This is a genomic window from Pseudoalteromonas sp. SK18, assembly GCF_001974855.1.
Classification (GTDB): domain Bacteria; phylum Pseudomonadota; class Gammaproteobacteria; order Enterobacterales; family Alteromonadaceae; genus Pseudoalteromonas.
Genome location: NZ_MTQB01000038.1, coordinates 1 through 16,520, shown reverse-complemented (window position 1 = coordinate 16,520; position 16,520 = coordinate 1). Strand labels below are relative to the sequence as shown.

The 16,520-nt window shown below is 40.1% G+C and carries 13 protein-coding genes, 3 tRNA genes, 1 rRNA gene and 1 pseudogene; 13 read left to right on the top strand and 5 right to left on the bottom strand.

What is annotated here, in order from left to right; genetic code table 11:
• The first annotated feature begins 4 nt into the window (after nucleotides 1-4).
• Nucleotides 5-119 (top strand): 5S ribosomal RNA (rrf, locus tag BW139_RS17585).
• Between the two features lie 273 nt (nucleotides 120-392).
• Here rrf and BW139_RS17580 read toward each other — a convergent pair.
• From BW139_RS17580 to uvrD, 4 genes are read right to left on the bottom strand one after another with little or no spacing between them, the layout of a single operon-like run.
• Complete coding sequence (locus BW139_RS17580) at nucleotides 393-1,250, bottom strand: chemotaxis protein (protein ID WP_076920508.1); 858 nt, start codon at nucleotides 1,248-1,250, stop codon at nucleotides 393-395.
• 56 nt (nucleotides 1,251-1,306) lie between these two features.
• Nucleotides 1,307-2,431 (bottom strand): ABC transporter substrate-binding protein, encoded by a 1,125-nt coding sequence (locus tag BW139_RS17575; protein ID WP_076920507.1) that lies wholly within the window; start codon nucleotides 2,429-2,431, stop codon nucleotides 1,307-1,309.
• The gene (locus tag BW139_RS17570; RefSeq protein WP_076920506.1) at nucleotides 2,400-4,490 is read right to left on the bottom strand and encodes a GNAT family N-acetyltransferase; all 2,091 of its coding nucleotides are present in this window, start codon (nucleotides 4,488-4,490) and stop codon (nucleotides 2,400-2,402) included. The genes BW139_RS17575 and BW139_RS17570 overlap by 32 nt, the downstream gene beginning before the upstream one ends.
• Nucleotides 4,468-6,633, bottom strand: coding sequence for a DNA helicase II (uvrD, locus tag BW139_RS17565; RefSeq protein WP_008108265.1), 2,166 nt, complete (start codon nucleotides 6,631-6,633; stop codon nucleotides 4,468-4,470). The genes BW139_RS17570 and uvrD overlap by 23 nt, the downstream gene beginning before the upstream one ends.
• Before the next feature lie 314 nt (nucleotides 6,634-6,947).
• Here uvrD and BW139_RS17560 point away from each other — a divergent pair, with 314 nt between their 5' ends.
• The 3 genes from BW139_RS17560 (at nucleotide 6,948) to BW139_RS17550 (ending at nucleotide 8,534) form a co-directional block, all read left to right on the top strand.
• Nucleotides 6,948-7,172 carry a hypothetical protein gene (locus tag BW139_RS17560; RefSeq protein WP_008108268.1) on the top strand — a complete coding sequence of 75 codons (225 nt, stop codon included), beginning with the start codon at nucleotides 6,948-6,950 and terminating at the stop codon, nucleotides 7,170-7,172.
• 314 nt (nucleotides 7,173-7,486) lie between these two features.
• Nucleotides 7,487-7,855 carry a YacL family protein gene (locus BW139_RS17555; protein ID WP_008108271.1) on the top strand — a complete coding sequence of 123 codons (369 nt, stop codon included), beginning with the start codon at nucleotides 7,487-7,489 and terminating at the stop codon, nucleotides 7,853-7,855.
• Nucleotides 7,856-7,907: 52 nt separating this feature from the next.
• Nucleotides 7,908-8,534 carry a dUTP diphosphatase gene (locus BW139_RS17550; protein ID WP_076920505.1) on the top strand — a complete coding sequence of 209 codons (627 nt, stop codon included), beginning with the start codon at nucleotides 7,908-7,910 and terminating at the stop codon, nucleotides 8,532-8,534.
• A 19-nt stretch (nucleotides 8,535-8,553) separates the two neighbouring features.
• Here BW139_RS17550 and yrfG read toward each other — a convergent pair whose 3' ends face one another.
• Nucleotides 8,554-9,201 carry a GMP/IMP nucleotidase gene (yrfG, locus tag BW139_RS17545; protein ID WP_076920504.1) on the bottom strand — a complete coding sequence of 216 codons (648 nt, stop codon included), beginning with the start codon at nucleotides 9,199-9,201 and terminating at the stop codon, nucleotides 8,554-8,556.
• 264 nt (nucleotides 9,202-9,465) lie between these two features.
• Between yrfG and nudE the strand changes: the two genes are divergently transcribed.
• The 9 genes and pseudogenes from nudE (at nucleotide 9,466) to BW139_RS18275 (ending at nucleotide 16,469) form a co-directional block, all read left to right on the top strand.
• The gene (nudE, locus tag BW139_RS17540; RefSeq protein WP_175611424.1) at nucleotides 9,466-10,038 is read left to right on the top strand and encodes an ADP compounds hydrolase NudE; all 573 of its coding nucleotides are present in this window, start codon (nucleotides 9,466-9,468) and stop codon (nucleotides 10,036-10,038) included.
• Nucleotides 10,031-10,828: a 3'(2'),5'-bisphosphate nucleotidase CysQ gene (gene cysQ, locus BW139_RS17535; protein WP_076920502.1), complete on the top strand. Its 798-nt coding sequence runs from the start codon at nucleotides 10,031-10,033 to the stop codon at nucleotides 10,826-10,828. Before nudE ends, cysQ begins: the two co-directional genes overlap by 8 nt.
• A gap of 141 nt (nucleotides 10,829-10,969) precedes the next feature.
• Nucleotides 10,970-11,046, top strand: a tRNA-Met gene (locus BW139_RS17530).
• A gap of 80 nt (nucleotides 11,047-11,126) precedes the next feature.
• Nucleotides 11,127-11,203, top strand: a tRNA-Met gene (locus BW139_RS17525).
• 67 nt (nucleotides 11,204-11,270) lie between these two features.
• Nucleotides 11,271-11,347 (top strand) — tRNA-Met (locus tag BW139_RS17520).
• Nucleotides 11,348-11,941: 594 nt separating this feature from the next.
• Complete coding sequence (locus tag BW139_RS17515) at nucleotides 11,942-12,556, top strand: trimeric intracellular cation channel family protein (protein ID WP_076920501.1); 615 nt, start codon at nucleotides 11,942-11,944, stop codon at nucleotides 12,554-12,556.
• A gap of 300 nt (nucleotides 12,557-12,856) precedes the next feature.
• Nucleotides 12,857-13,708: pseudogene (locus BW139_RS17510) on the top strand (YifB family Mg chelatase-like AAA ATPase); the annotation flags it as partial.
• Between the two features lie 91 nt (nucleotides 13,709-13,799).
• Complete coding sequence (locus tag BW139_RS17505) at nucleotides 13,800-15,728, top strand: hypothetical protein (protein WP_139336347.1); 1,929 nt, start codon at nucleotides 13,800-13,802, stop codon at nucleotides 15,726-15,728.
• A gap of 138 nt (nucleotides 15,729-15,866) precedes the next feature.
• Nucleotides 15,867-16,469, top strand: coding sequence for a hypothetical protein (locus tag BW139_RS18275; RefSeq protein ID WP_083708688.1), 603 nt, complete (start codon nucleotides 15,867-15,869; stop codon nucleotides 16,467-16,469).
• Nucleotides 16,470-16,520 lie beyond the last annotated feature (51 nt).

Genomic DNA, 16,520 nt, shown 5'->3' with positions numbered 1-16,520 from the left:
TTTGCTTGGTGACAATAGCGTTTTGGACCCACCTGACCCCATGCCGAACTCAGTAGTGAAACGAAACAGCGCCGATGATAGTGTAGCATTTGCTATGTGAAAGTAGGACATTACCAGGCTCCAAATAAGAGAAACCCGTTACAGCGATGTGACGGGTTTTTTGCTGTTTGCAGGAAAGCAAAAAACAAAGGTAAAAGGTTAAAGGCATTAGGTTAAAAGCAAAATAATAACAGCCTAAAGCCACCTCCATGCCTTTATTAAGGCTATCAACGCTGTCCCAGAAGAACATTCTGCTTTGTCGCTATAAAAGTAGCGCACCGACTCCAAATACAAGCAAGCCCGACTCGAAAGAGTCGGGCTTTTTTTACTTCTGTAGAATAAAAGTAGAGTACTTAAAACAGCCCATAGGCTTCAGTTTCTTGTTCTGGTGCGTTGTCAGGTGTTTCAAGATCTTTGGGCTTAAATATTGCGCTAGGATCAATAAGCACACTGTGTTTATCAGCAAGTTTAATTAGACCATACATCATGTTTCTTGTTTGGGGGTCAATATCAAAACCAACTTCAGTGAGCTTATCCAGAGGTTTAATATCTTCTTTTTTATATTCAATATTATCTTCCACCTTATCAACTAACAGGCCTACATGAGGGATCATTCCATCTTTGGTGGTAAAAACAATAATAGGTTTATAATCTAAGGTGATTTGCTCTATTGCAGAGTCAAATAAACGCTCTAGGTGAATAAGTTCATGCCGTCTTATAATCTCAAGTTGGGTGCTAACTTGTTTACTGTTGCCTTGTTTGTATGCACTTATCGCACTTGTCAATTTGTGTAGAAGCGATTTAAACGGTTCGTCAAAGCGTGACATTGTATTTTTTAGTTCGTCGTTATCCGTTTTAAACTCTGTATAAAACTGTTCAAAATCAGCAAGCTCATATTGACTCGCCTTTAACGAGTTTTGTGAAACAAGTAACTCCTGCTCTAACTTATTAAACCAAGCCATTAGTTGTTTTTGCCAGGATTTAAGCTGCTTTAAAGCATCTAAATTACTGTGCTCAGTAGAGACTCCATTTAGAATGATTCCTAGGTCAAATACAGGGGTTGGGATCCCCATATAGTCTTTTACACCTAAAAAGCTTTTATTGTCGTTAGGTAATACCGTGAGGTTATTATTAAATTGTTCCGTTAATAAGATATCAAGAATCTTAAGTGAAATGGTTTTATAACCCACTTTAAAGTTAATTAAGTCCATAGTTTCCTCACATACTTAGTTTGTATATTAAGGATAGAACAATATTTGGAAGGTACTTATTTATTCACATAATAAGATCGATATACATTACGCTTATTTTGATTTTCAATATCAAGAAAAAGCTTTTTGACTATTTTATCATTTATTAACAGTGAATTAAGTTCTTTCATTAGGCAAGAGCGTTTAAGCGGTAATTTGCATTTTTCTGCTGCTCTACTAAATGCCATCGCGTTAATATAACCTTCAAAATGAAGGCGATTGGGTTTTGTAATCTTGTTTGCCAGCATATCGGCTAAAAACTCATTACAAAAATCATCATTACAAGTAAGTGGGTTAGGAACAATTTCTGTCACCATAATATTTGAGGGAGTAGTCACCTCATCAAATAAGTCAGAACTAGGTACAAAAGAAACACTGGTATAGTCTGGGGTAAAATTCTTCGCATGTGCACTGTTTATAAACTCACCAAGTGGTGCGTAGGTACCAACTAAACAGATAGCTGTCACTCCACTAGCTTGCAAAGTATTCAACGCTGATTCCACATCATGGCTGTTACGTTGATAACGCGCGACTTTAACGGGAGACAGATCATACTTAGCTAACTCTTTTCTCAGCCCTGATTCTACATACAAGCCAAACTCATCCGCTTGAATAAATAGCCCTATTTTTGTATGTTTACGTTCCTCTACTAGGTATTTAATTTGTTCTGCCGCCTCGTCATTATAGCTGGCTCTTAAATTAAAGACGTTAGCGCGTGATTTTTCATATAGAAAGCTCGCCCCACTAAAAGGCATTAAAAACGGAACTTGTGATTGTTCTAGTAAAGGTATAATGGCATGACTGGTTGGAGTGCCCATGGCCCCGAAAAGTGCATCAACCTTGTCGGAATAGATAAAGGTACGGGTATTATTAACGGTTTGCTTTGGCTCATAGTTGTCGTTAGCAACCAAAAGCAATATCTGAGCGCCGTTTATACCGCCAGCATTATTGATCTTATTAAAGTAAACACTACTGCCTTTATGTAATTGTTGGCCAATATTTTGAGCCGGCCCACTAAGCGCCGTAGACATGCCTAGTTTAATTACTTTGCTATTATCTTGCTCTGCATAGGCTAAAGGCTGCCCCAAGGCGAATGCAATGAAGGTAATACTAAGGTGTATTATTATGCGAAATGCGCTCATACCAGTTATTTACAGCCTTTTTAATTAATGCATTAAATGATTTTGTGCCATTTAAACCTAACTCAATTTGGATATTTTTAGGTGTCCAATTCTGTAATATTAGCCTAATAAAAACAGATTGGAAATTATCCTCATCATTTGGCAAGCTAAGAGGAGATGCCCACAAGTTCCGCCATAGAAGAGGTTTAATATTAAAGAGCTGATAGTCACTTGCTAACATGGATTTTAATCTTGATTGATCGGCTATGCTGTTGGTATGAGTATTAAAGCGTAAGACAATTTTTGCGACTAATTTACAATCAAGCTGGCTAAAGTGGCTGAGCAATTGCAAAGGAAAATCAGCTTCGAACTGAGCTGTTAATTGCTCTTGTAGTTGGTCACTGTCGGTTAAGCTTTTAACAACTAATGCGCTATGTTCGCCGGTTGCCTTATCTTTTTGAAAACCTAATTTTACTAAATTAAAGTCATTTTTTTGCCAAAAACTAAGTAACTGTGCATTAGCCCCAAAGCTGGCACCCAACCAATCACACTCAGTTTGCAATTGTTGCTCACAGTACTTTAATAATTGTGTTCCTAATTGTTTATTATGCAGCTCTGGGTCTATGGCAATTCGCACTACGCGAGCACAGTGTTGTTTTAATATCTCAGCGTTAAAGATTAATTGTGCAAGGCTTTGCGCCATTAAATGTCCTTGAGGGCGGCGCTTACCTTGCGCTACTTCATTACTCAACGATGTATTAAAGCCACCCTCTATCGCAACTAAACACAGACCAAGAATATTATCACCTTGTTGGCAAATAAATAGGCGTTGCCCTGCGGCATCTAGTAAATGGCGCAAATCATTCACACTGGTTTGATAATGTGCCAATGTAAGCAAACCAATAACTTGATGAAGCAGTGTCTCGTTGCTAGCAAGTTGATTTGCTTGCACATGCTTAAATTGCAAAGGAGCATTATTCAAACTAGTGCTGTGGTGTTCTGCATCTAAAGCTAAGAGTGTGCGAAGGTGCTGCTCTAAAGGATCATGTTTTGCAAAACGGATAGGCTGTTCAAGGTTAATGCTACGCATGTTCTTAAAATGCGTTTTGAGGTAACGAGTAAACTTTAAAATATAACCGCGACCATTGCCTTCATAGCCAACCATAGTGCTTGAAAATACCACGCGAGGATATAGGTGAAGTATTTTTATAAGGATCGGTACAGGGATTGCTGCTGCTTCGTCAATTAATAGTAAGTCACACTGCGGTTGTTCGCTCAGTAGTTGATCAGGCGCCACATAGTGCATGTTTGCAATGTGTTTATCGCCTAACTGATACTCAAGATTAAGTGCACTCGCTAAGTGCTTAAAGCTGCTGTGCAAAGCACGAAATTGCGTAGCGCAAATAAGTATGTTTTTATCACTGAGTTTACTAGCTGCAATGCCTAATGCGGCTGATTTTCCTCTTCCCCGATCTGCATTAATTAATAATGGTCGATTTGCTCGTCCGTTCGCCGTTTTTATTATTAATTCCACACACTGTTGCTGCTCGGTAAAGTCAATTTCACCAGTTGATTGGTTAGTATCGGCAATGCACTGCCAGCCATTTCGCTGGCTAAAATGTAGTAAAGTAGTTTTGCTGAGTAAGTGTGCTAAGCGTTGGTTAAAAAAGCTGTAAGGGTGCATTTGCCCAAAAGATTGAAATAAGGGAAGGGCGTCATCACACCAGTGTTTAAGTGCTTCAAGTTCGGGTAGCAATATAATTAAAAACCCGCCTGCTTGCACAACGCCACTGAGGGCGGCTAGTTTATCTGGTACCAGTCCACTGAAGCCATCGTAAACGGCGTGTGCGTACTCTTGCCCTAAAATTTGGTGGGTATGCTCTGGCCACTGTGCATTGACTAAATGAGTGCTTTTTGAAAGCACAAAGGAGGGCTGTTGTAAATGAGCAAGCAGCTGAGTGCTTTGCTCATAACACCAGCTCTTATCGCCTGTAAGCAGCAGTAATTGACGATGTTTCGCATTCGCTAGTTGTTGCTGTACACGCTCTATAACGCGGTTAAACGGCTTGTAATCTTGCATAAGCCGTTACTAACCACTTACTGCCTAAGTCGTCAAAGTTAACTTGTACGCGAGATTGTGCGCCACTGCCTTCGTAGTTGAGCACGGTGCCAATGCCAAACTTTGCATGCAGCACGCGTTGACCTAAGTTAAATCCGCTTTCTTCAAATGCAGCATGGCTCACCGATGCGCTAAAGCGACCGGCTGCTGGCGGGCGAGACACTTGTGTTTTAATACGAATTTCTTCTACGCAGTCTTCGGGTATTTCACGTAAAAAGCGCGATGGGCTGTGATATTTTTCTTGGCCATATAAACGGCGGCTTTCGGCATGGCTTATATACAGCTTATCCATAGCGCGGGTCATACCCACATAACAAAGTCGGCGCTCTTCTTCTAGACGGCCGGTTTCTTCATTACTTTGTTGTGATGGGAACATACCCTCTTCAACACCGACCATAAACACTAAAGGAAACTCCAAACCTTTAGCTGAGTGAAGCGTCATCATTTGTACCGCATCTTCATGCTCATCGGCTTGGCCTTCGCCCGACTCAAGTGAGGTATAGGCTAAAAAGCCTTGTAGTGGCGAGCTAAATTCTTCCTCTTCAGGGAGTTCATACTGATCGCAGGCACTAATTAATTCTTCTAAGTTCTCTACCCTAGCGCGGCCTTTCTCGCCTTTTTCAGCCTGATACATAGCCATTAACCCTGAGGTTTGAATCGCGTATTTAGCTTGCTCATGCAACGTTAAGTCACTAATTTTATCTTCTATATGCTCAATAAGTTCGACAAACTTTGCAACCGCCCCTGATGCACGACCCGATAAATGCTGTTGTTCTACAATGGCTTTAGCAGCATACCAAAGCGGCAAAGATTCAGCGCGAGCGCAATCGCGAATGTGGCTTAATGTTTTGTCGCCAATCCCACGAGCTGGGGTATTAATTACACGCTCAAATGCGGCATCATCTTGGCGGTTACCCACTAAGCGTAGGTATGAGAGGGCATCTTTAATTTCTTGGCGTTCGAAGAATCGCATACCGCCATAGATTCGGTACTTTAAACCTTCTTGTAGCATTGCTTCTTCAAGTACCCGCGATTGCGCATTACTACGATATAAAATAGCCGCATCTTGTAGCGCATTTCCGGCATTTAGCCAGCTGCGTAATTTGCTACTCACAAAGCGTGCTTCATCTAGCTCGTTAAAGGCGGCATAAATAGAAATTGGTTCGCCGTCGTTACCGTCAGTCCACAAGCTTTTACCCATACGTTCGGAGTTATTCTGTATAAGTGCATTGGACGCTTTAAGAATAGTGGCAGTCGAGCGATAGTTTTGCTCAAGGCGAATTGTCTCTGCGTCAAAGTCTGTTAAAAAGCGTTTAATGTTTTCTATTTTAGCGCCACGCCAACCATAAATACTTTGGTCATCATCGCCTACAATCATGATGCTACTAGTATCGCCCGCAAGTAGTTTTAACCATGCATACTGAATAGTATTGGTATCTTGAAACTCGTCTACTAGCATGTGCGCAAAGCGCTGCTGATAATGACGAAGCAGAGTTGGGTTATTTTTAAGAACCTCATAGCTACGTAGTAATATTTCGGCAAAATCAACTAGGCCAGCTCTATCGCAAGCTTCTTGATAGGCGGCGTAAACGCGCAGCATCATTTGCTCGTTAATATCGTATGCTTGAATATCTTTAGGGCGCAGAGCTTCATCTTTTTTAGCGCTTATGTACCAGCCAAATTGTTTTGCAGGCCATTTTTTATCATCGATATTCATCGATTTTAATAAGCGCTTGATCATACGAAGCTGATCGTCAGAGTCTAAAATTTGAAAGGCTTCGGGTAAATTTGCTTCACGGTGATGTGCACGTAAAATTCGGTGCGATAAACCATGGAAAGTACCAATCCACATGCCGCCAACAGGAGCCTTTAGAGTTTCTTCAACCCTTGAGCGCATCTCTTTAGCAGCTTTATTGGTAAAGGTTACCGCAAAAATACTGTAGGCAGAGGCTTGCTCTACTTGCATTAACCAGGCAATACGATGAACCAATACTCGAGTTTTACCTGAACCTGCTCCTGCTAATACCAGCATGTTTTGTAATGGCGCTGCAACGGCATCGCGTTGTTTATCATTTAAGCCATCGAGTAATTCTGAAACGTCCATCGTTACGCCTTTTTAATCAATAATGAGAGCAGTATAACAGGTGTTTTTGTTAGGCTAAATAAAATACTGTTTTTATAAACAGCTATTTATAAAATAGGTATTTAAGTTACTGTATTGATACCAATATATACAGAGCAAGTAATAAAATATGTATTTAAAATTGCTAATTTGACCTAAATTTGGCAAAAAATACTAAAGTGATAAATTGGTAATAATTTAACTGTATGATTTGTAAGCCTTAATAAATTGGCATAAAGTGTGTAAGTATAAATAATAAGTACAAATACAAAATTAATTAAACTACAGAGGTTGGTATGGCTGAACAAGGTTCTGGCGGTAATGTAATCGCCGCTCTATGTAATATTTTTTTCCCCGGTTTAGGGCAACTGGTGCAGGGGCGTATTCTAGCTGCGCTGGTGTTTGCAATTTTGGTTTTTGGCGGCTATGCATTATGGTTTTTAGTGGTTCCAGCCGTAATTGGAGCCGTATTCCATTTATGGGCAATTATTGACGCTGCCCGCTATCGCTCAGGCGGTTAGTTAAATTGATGATACTAAATAACCTGAACTCTGGATAATAAATCTATCTCAAGCAGCTATTTTGAGCGCTAACTGCGTTGAATTTACTTGCAATAGGCGAGCTATTGACGCGTAATTTCGCCTTGTTTTCACTGAAAATCTCTGGCTAGAGAAAACAAACATAAATATCATTTTGATTCAATGTTTTAGTAAATCTCTTAACCAGAGTTCAGGTTAAATAGCGCCTTATGGCGCTATTTTTGTGTCTGGCTTTCGTTATTCATAACTGACTGGGTTATAATCTGTTGTAATTAGCAGTACTGGAATAAAAGTATATGGAATACCAATTTATTCGCGACCCTATTAGTGGGTTAAGAATTAAAATAAGCAGCGAGCATGCGATTATAGGCCGTTGGTTAAACGAAGAAATAGGCAAAGACAAAGTGGCTATGGTGCTGGCGCTTATTAGCTCGGTGAGTTCAAGCTTTGAACCGTTAACACTTAAAGGCCAAGAAATTGACCTGATCCTTTCTAAAGATGAAGCGTTATTTGAAGCGCATGCGCTGCATCAAGATAACGAAGATATATTAGCCTACCAAGATGACGAATTAATGCTTGAAGAGAATGATTTAAGCAGCGGTTGTGGTTTTGAAGACTTTGTTGACCTGATCAACTCATGGCATGAGTTTTCGGCTGGTCGTTAAGTTATATTATCTGTATTATTACCCTAATTATAAATCCAACAGTGGAACTAATATGTCTGCCAATTTAAACAAGCTAGTTGTTATGCTAGAAATGCAAAATGCCATGAATACTAAAGTACATGAGCAATGGTTTAGTCAAGGCTTTGAATGGTATAGAGCTATTTGGGTTGAATGTGCAGAAATGTTAGATCATTACGGTTGGAAATGGTGGAAAAAACAAACCCCAGATACTGAACAAGTGATTTTAGAGCTCGTTGATATTTTTCACTTTGGCTTATCGTTGCGTATTGACGGTGAGACCAGTTATGAGCAAATCGCTACGCAACTACAAGCCGAAATGAGTGCACCACAACAAGGTGATGACTTTAAACAAACGCTTGAATTACTAGCGGCCAGTGCTGTTGCCAATAAAACCTTTAATGCAGCCGCTTTTGCTGGTTGTATGGCGCAAATCGGTATGGATATTGATGATTTATACCGTGGTTATGTAGGTAAAAATACACTTAACTTTTTCCGCCAAGATCATGGCTACAAAGATGGCAGCTACGTTAAAGTATGGCATGGCCAAGAAGATAACGAACACTTAGTAGAAGTAGTTAAAAGCCTTGATACTGAACATGCAGATTTTGCAAAACAGGTATATCAAGGCTTAGTAGCGCGTTACCCTCAGGGCGAATGAGCTAAATAAGCTAAATAAGCTAAATAAGCTTACGATAATCGGTGACGCTTAGGTAATCGCTTATATCGTTATGTGGTTGCTGACTATTAGGGTTAGCAACCGCAAGTAAATGCTCAATGCCGTATTCTCGTGCGGCATGTAATACCGGTAAGCTGTCATCTACAAATAAAGTGCGGCGTTTATCAAACCCTAAATCCTCTTGTACCTTATGCCACAAGCTTTGTTGCTCTTTACTTACTCCATATTCATGAGTCGATACCACCCCGTCTAAATAGTTATCAATAGCGGTATGTTCAAATTTAAGCATGACGCATTCAGGATGGGCATTAGTCAGCAAAATGAGCTCTTTACCTGCACGTCGAAGTTCAGTTAAAAAATGCGGAACGTCTTCACGAATTTTGATTAAGTGGGCAGACTGGCGCTTTAATTCGAGAATAGGTAAGTTTAGCTGTGCTTCCCAATAGTCAGAGCAGTACCACTGAATTTTGCCACTCACAGCCTGATAGCGTTTTAAAATATCTGCACGCGCTTCATCAATACTAATATTTTGAGCCAAGGCATGTTGTTGTGGCACAACATTGAGCCAAAAGTCGGTGTCGTAATTTAAATCGAGTAATGTTCCATCCATGTCGAGTAATACAGTATCGATTTTTGACCAGTTGAGCATGATGTATCCTTGTGAGAATTGCTTATTGAAATGACTAACTTGCGATGAAGTGAATTAATGAATTTTGTTATTTGGGTTATTAAGATATAAATCCGACAATGTTATATTAAGAGCGTATTCGTAGCCTAAAATAAAGAATTAACCTTAGCTAAACCCGAGAATTATTTGCTCAATTAAATTGCTTTTAATTCAAACTGAAACTCGCATCTTATACTCATTTAGGTATATGATTAGTATAACTGCAATGATAGCAAATTGATGCCCATGACACAGAAAAAGCACCCAACACCACCACAAATTCTCAGTAATAATGTTGTCGCTAAAAGTCGCTTATTTACTGTGGAGTCTTTAGAGCTCAAGTTTTCAAATAACCAAGAGCGTCAGTATGAGCGAATTCGCGGCGGTGGCCGTGGAGCCGTTATGATTGTGCCCATGACAACTGAAAATGAGCTATTACTGGTTCGCGAGTATTGTGCAGGCACCAATGACTATCAGCTAGGGTTTCCCAAAGGGCTCATTGACCCAGGTGAAACGCCTGAACAAGCCGCAAATAGAGAGCTTAAAGAAGAAATTGGCTTTGGCGCTGAGTATTTTAAACCGCTCAAAACAGTCACTATGGCACCGAGCTACTTTAACGCGACCATGCATATTTTGTTTGCTAAAAATTTATATCCTGAAACCTTACTAGGTGATGAGCCTGAGCCATTAGTGCTGGTGAAATGGCCGCTTTCACAGTGGCAGTCCTTATTAGACCAACCTGACTTTACTGAAGCACGTAGTGTTGCTGCTCTGCTATTATTAGATAAGTATTTAGCCTCAGGAGCTGTTAATGAATAAACTTCTAGAGCCATGTATTGAGCTTGCGCAATGTGCAGGGGATGCCATTATGTCTTTGTATAAAAAAGATGATATTGGTCAACAAGAAAAATCAGATAATACGCCAGTAACCAAAGCAGATTTAGCTGCAAACGAGGTGCTCGTCGCCGGCTTAAATGCGCTAGCTCCCGACATTCCAATTATGTCAGAAGAAACCCCCATTCCAGCATTGCAAGATAGGCAGCACTGGCAACGGTATTGGTTGCTTGACCCGATGGATGGCACCGGTGAATTTATACTCGAAAGTGGTGACTTTGCCGTTAATATTGCATTGATAGAAAATAACCACCCAGTGTTGGGAGTTATTCATTGGCCGGCAAAGGGCGTGACCTATTATGCAACGGCTAATAATGGGGCATTCAAGCGAGAAGGTGAGTACGATAAACAAATATTTGTAGCACCGCCCGAGAGTTTAACTTTGGCTGTGAGTCGCCGCCAAAAAATAGAAGCAGTTAGTCAGTATCTAAATGCGCAATTTGCAACGGTGGCTTTAGGTTCGTGTTCACTTAAAGCGTGTATTGTTGCTGAGGGTAAAGCGGATTGTTTTTTAAGAATTGGCCCTACAGGTGAATGGGATACGGGTGCATCGCAGGTTATTGTTGAAGAAGCAGGCGGCTGTATTACCGACGCTGAATTTAATCCTTTAACGTACAACCAAAGAGAAAGTACAGAAAATCCAGATTTTATTGTTATGGGTCATCCCGACTGGGAGTGGCAAAAAATGATAAATCCACATCAGCGATTACTGTAAATATCACTGTTTGATGGGTTTTTGTTCACTTAAACGTTTTTAATTAGTAAAACCTTGCATTATAGGTTTATTCCTATATTATAGCGCTCTCTTCGAAACAGGCTTGTGAATAACACAATACTGTTACTAAGAAATTACAGGCGCGGGATGGAGCAGTCTGGTAGCTCGTCGGGCTCATAACCCGAAGGTCGTTGGTTCAAATCCGGCTCCCGCAACCAATTTTTATTGAAATTTGGCTTCTGTAAAACTCTAACTTAAGAGATTAAATTAAGTAGTCGATAGACTTAAAATATACAGGCGCGGGATGGAGCAGCCTGGTAGCTCGTCGGGCTCATAACCCGAAGGTCGTCGGTTCAAATCCGGCTCCCGCAACCAATTTCCTTTAGAGGATTGGAAGCCAAGTTGTAATGTAAGCAACTATAAATAAATCTGCAATTTCAGGCGCGGGATGGAGCAGTCTGGTAGCTCGTCGGGCTCATAACCCGAAGGTCGTCGGTTCAAATCCGGCTCCCGCAACCACTGAAATAAATTGTAAGAATGAATCGACACTCTATACGAGTGTTTTTTTATGCCTAAAATTCAGTGAAATGGGTAGCTCGTCGGTCTCAGCTCTCCATTAGCCAGCAAAGGTTGTCGGTTCAAATCCGGCTCCCGCAACCACTGAAATAAACAGTTATAGTAAAGCAACACGCCTAAAGCGTGTTTTTTTATGCCTAAATTCAGTGAAATGGGTAGCTCGTCGGTCTCAACTCTCCATTAGCCAGCAAAGGTCGTCTATTAAATTCCGGCTCCCGCAACCACTGAAATAAACAGTTATAGTAAAGCAACACGCCTAAAGCGTGTTTTTTTATGTCTGAAATTCAGTGAAGTAAATAGCTCGTCGGTCTCAACTTTCCATTAGCCAGCAAAGGTCGTCTATTAAATTCTGGCTCCCGCAACCACTGAAATAAACAGTTATAGTAAAGCAACACGCCTAAAGCGTGTTTTTTATGCCTGAATTTAAATTTATTCACTTTATTTTTAACATCTTGAACTCTACTTTTTGAAAGTGTTATTGCTGAATATTTAGTATGCTATGCGTTAAACTCTTTAAAACTTTTTGTAATCAAAATTATGACTGAACTTTATCACTGGTTTGATTTAATAGGTGTGGCGGTATTTGCTATCTCAGGCACCTTGGTAGCCTATGAAAAGAAAATGGACGGCTTTGGTGTAGTTGTACTTGCAACTGTTACGGCTATTGGCGGCGGTACCGTTCGCGATGTAATACTCGACCAGCCCGTATTTTGGTTACACGACCAAAGCTACTTTTATGCTATTTTGGTGGCGGTTCTAGTTACAACGCGACTGATCAATAAGCAAAAATCAATTCCGTACTATGTGTTACAAACCGCAGATGCGTTTGGTTTAGCCTTTTTTGCGGTAATGGGAGCGCAAAAAGCGCAATTGGCCGGTATGCCAGATATGACAGTTGTGATTATGGCTGTGATCACTCCCTGCTTTGGTGGACTTATTCGCGATGTGCTTGCCCGCGATATTCCAATGCTGCTCAAAGGTGAGCTCTATGCTATTACCTGTATTGCGGGTGGTATTGTGTATACCTTAAGTATCAACCTATCGTTAACGATGGAAGTGGCGATGATTTTGAGTATGCTAATGACCTTATTGCTTCGTTTTTCGGCGATTAAATGGAAGATTATATTACATGTTTTTAAATATCCTGACTAAACTGGGTTAATACAGCTGTTAACTAGGGCCTGTTGACCTTTGCGGATTAAAGTTTGTTCAAACTAGGGGCGATTTAATCGCGGCGCGAGGTTTGTAACCTAGTGGACTAAGTGAAAACCGAGCAACAAAGAGTAAATCGCCCCTAGGCAGAACCCTTCGGGCAGCGCCTGTTTGGCATTAATGCTGCGTTATCGCCTATTTATGGGGAGTAACCACACGACATAGGCTCTGCCTTGCCTAAATACCAAACAGACTGCTGCAAATTTAACCTTGAAAGGTCAGCAGACCCTAGGATAAGGAATGTCGTTAGCCCGTATATTTTCTCGCGCGCAGGTGGGGATCAACGCCCCTGAGGTGATGGTTGAAGTACATTTAGGCAATGGTTTACCCGCCTTTCATATTGTCGGTTTACCCGAAACCTCGGTTAAAGAGGCCAAGGATAGAGTACGTAGTGCTCTTGAAAACTCGCAATTTGGATTTCCCGATCAACGTATTACCGTTAATTTAGCGCCTGCCGATCTCCCTAAAGATGGTGGGCGATTTGACCTTGCGATTGCGGTAGGTATTTTGGTCGCATCGGGGCAAATAGTCTGCCCTGATATTCATAAGTATGAATTTTACGGTGAGCTTGCACTTAATGGTGAAATACGGGCGGTAAATGCCATTTTGCCTTCAGTGCTTGGTGCCAAAGAGCAAAATCGTTGCTGTTTTCTGCCTCTTGAAAACGACAGTTTGGCCAGCCTAGTCAGTGGTGTAAAGCGAAAAGCCGTCAGTTCTATACAAGAGGTGTGGGGAGACTTGCTCAATCAACAACCTTTACCACTCAATATTGCCTACCCTGATTGCACCCAAGCGCCAGACTTTTTACTCGATTTAAGTGATGTAAAAGGCCAACCCGGTGCTAAACGTGTATTAGAAATTGCCGCTGCTGGTGGACATAACTTATTGTTTTTAGGTCCACCAGGAACCGGAAAATCAATGCTTGCGCAACGGATGGCTACCATAATGCCAACCATGTCTGATGATGAAGCCATTGATACAGCGGCCTTATATTCAATTATTGGTCATTCAATTGATTTAACTAATTGGCGTCAGCGACCGTTTCGTAACCCGCACCACACTTGCTCTGCAGTTGCGCTGGTGGGTGGTTCGTGTCATTTCCATTTAAAGATGCGACACATTGCTTATAAATGCGACAAGATATATAGTGATGTTACTGCATATTTTAAGTCGAGTAGTTCTTTTGTATCAATTACCAACTTTTGAGATTACATCATTTGTTAGCCAAATTAAATTACATAACCCTTGTTTTGAAAATGATTTCCAAAAATGGATTGTTTGGTGGTATGCCGGCATATACAAAAATACTAAGAATTATTCAGCACCACATGTTGAGGTTATATTTAGGGAATTAAAAGATGATGGTTCTCTTGGTGAACGAACTTTATCTAAAAAGGTATTAATACCGCTTTTAGGTCAATTGTTTTTAGGTTCTATATGGATGAATAATCGCTGTAATGAAGCTATAAAACTGGATACAAAAAGTTTTTCTGTAAATTTAGAACCAGATAACTGGATAGTACGTAAAGTCGCGGATTACATTGAATTACCTGTTTTTAAAAGTTATTACCCTATAAATGTAGATGGAAATAGCACATTAATTTCATTTAAGTTACTAAATGGAGGTGAGCTGCTAATACCTTGCCAAGAATACTTTAGTCGATGCTACGGCCGTTCACAGGAAATAAAAAGAATCATTGCAACCTACTCCTGGGACCCATATGGCTACAATGGAGATTCTAACCCTGATTCTGTTCAAGGGCGCATTTTTGCAAAGTTGAGGGAGCCTGAAGAAAATAATAGATGGAAGGTGAACTTAGGAAAAACACTTTATAATGATGATATTGTTTTAGCCGCCCACTTAAAGTATGACAAATATACCCAACAAAAAGTTAAATCAATTCATGCGCAATTGGAAGTGAGCTTTAGAAAGAGTGTTGAAAAGCCTGCATTTATTAAAATATTTCCTTGGCATTTAGGAATGCAGAACCTCGAGGTTGAGGGAATACCATTTGAAGATGGTAAGTCTTTTTTAGCACTTCGTATTAACGGGGCTTCAGATCCTGACGGTGATGATATTTCAAGGCAACGGCAAAATACTAATCTAGCGAGAGAAAATAACCCCGAAGGTCCAAAAGGGGGGTGGAATACCCAGCCCCCTAAAACTGAAAGGCCTATTGTAAATATAACGGATGAAGGGCGCCCTGATTCTAATAGCGAAATGGTAAGGCTAAACGATAGGAGGTTTCGTGTATTAGGTATTCCCCGCAGAATAAAAGATGTGCATATTGATAAAGCAAAAACATCAGGGCAAAAAAAAGACTTACCAGACCCGAAGGGTAAAAGTTCTTCGGGTGATCCGTCTGGGAAAAATAAAGGAATTGGTGATACTTCTCTTGGGGCCCCTCAAATCTACGAAAGTGAAGGGAAATTGATGGATTTATGGAATACCTTAAATTGCATGGCAGTAGACGAACACTATGGGAAATACATAGAAAAAGTTCATTGGTATGTGTGGAACAAAGAGTTTGGTAAAGAAGAACCTATTCGGTTGTCCTCATTTTCACCTATTAAAGAAAAAGACTTAGATAACTATAAGCATTTGCAAATAGATCCTTTAGGAACAGAAGAAGAAAATAAGCTTTTATTAGCGGAAAGAAAAAAAGTTTTACACTGGAGCTATATTGAATCCGATGAAGATGTGACCAAGAACTTGAAGGGTAAATATTTTAGAGGGTGTCTCATATTAAAAGTCACTGTGAAAGGACGTCCTATTTACCTTCTTGAGATTGAAAGGAAAGTTGGGCTGGTAAAAGGTGATAATGAACGGAGTAAAGAAAAAGAATCTTTCTCTGGTATGGTCTTTACAGTTCAGAGTAGTAGTGAATTAAAAAACTGGGTTCATCTTTTATTAACCGAATTACCTATATTCAAAGGTGTAATAGCAAAAGTTATGGTTAGATGCCCTGGTATAGCTGATAAATACCCGCATCGCCCAGCTTCTTGGGAAACGTGGCCATTAGAGGCAACCGTGATTAACGCTTTTAAAAAGATAGGTTTCAGTATTCCTCAGCGAAAATTTACAAAAAAAGTTAAGGGTAATGCTCTATGAGAATGAAAGTAACAGATGTCTTTTTGTGATTTGCAGCTCAACGCTATTGCAACTAGTAAAATTCATCATATGGTATATCGTATTAAGCGATAAGTATCACCAGAGCTATTTTACACCACAAATTTTATGTTTACCTAGATGGAATTGCTTGTAATATTTAGCGATATTGATAATCAATGGAGTGATGCAGTGAAAAAGAATAATTCAAGACGTAAACTCACTAGAAAGGCTAAAAGGCCAAAGAGCGTTAATTCAAAAGTAAAAAGTAACAAAGAAAAATTAACGCCATTTGACTTTGCATCAGTATTTGACCAGCTTTCTCAGTCTACGTCATCTGAATTTCAAACCTTATTAAATGAGTTAAATTTAAATTCTCTCTTGGTTGACTATTGTAAGACTAGCTTAATAAAGGTTTTTTCTGGTTTGTGCTTAGAAAAAGATCTGCGCTGTAATTTAGCCGTAATAGAGTCAATAATTCACGCCTTATTTTCATTAACTTCAGGCCCAAAACAAGCTGACAATACAGTGATAGATGAATTGTTTAACCTCATTCAGGCTTCCCATGTTGGAAGTATGTGTGATCCTGCTGAAGATGTTATGGTTTCTGTGATAAATACACCCGAAGGCACTTATAGAATTCTTGAAGGCTTGTGGGAAAGTAATAGTGAATCGCCCCGAGTTCATCGGAGACCAGTTTGTTTAAGTCAGGCCACTTTACCTGACTCGTTTAAATTATCATAGTAGTCTGTTTCATATTGAGCTGGTGAAATATACCCAATTGAAGATAATAAG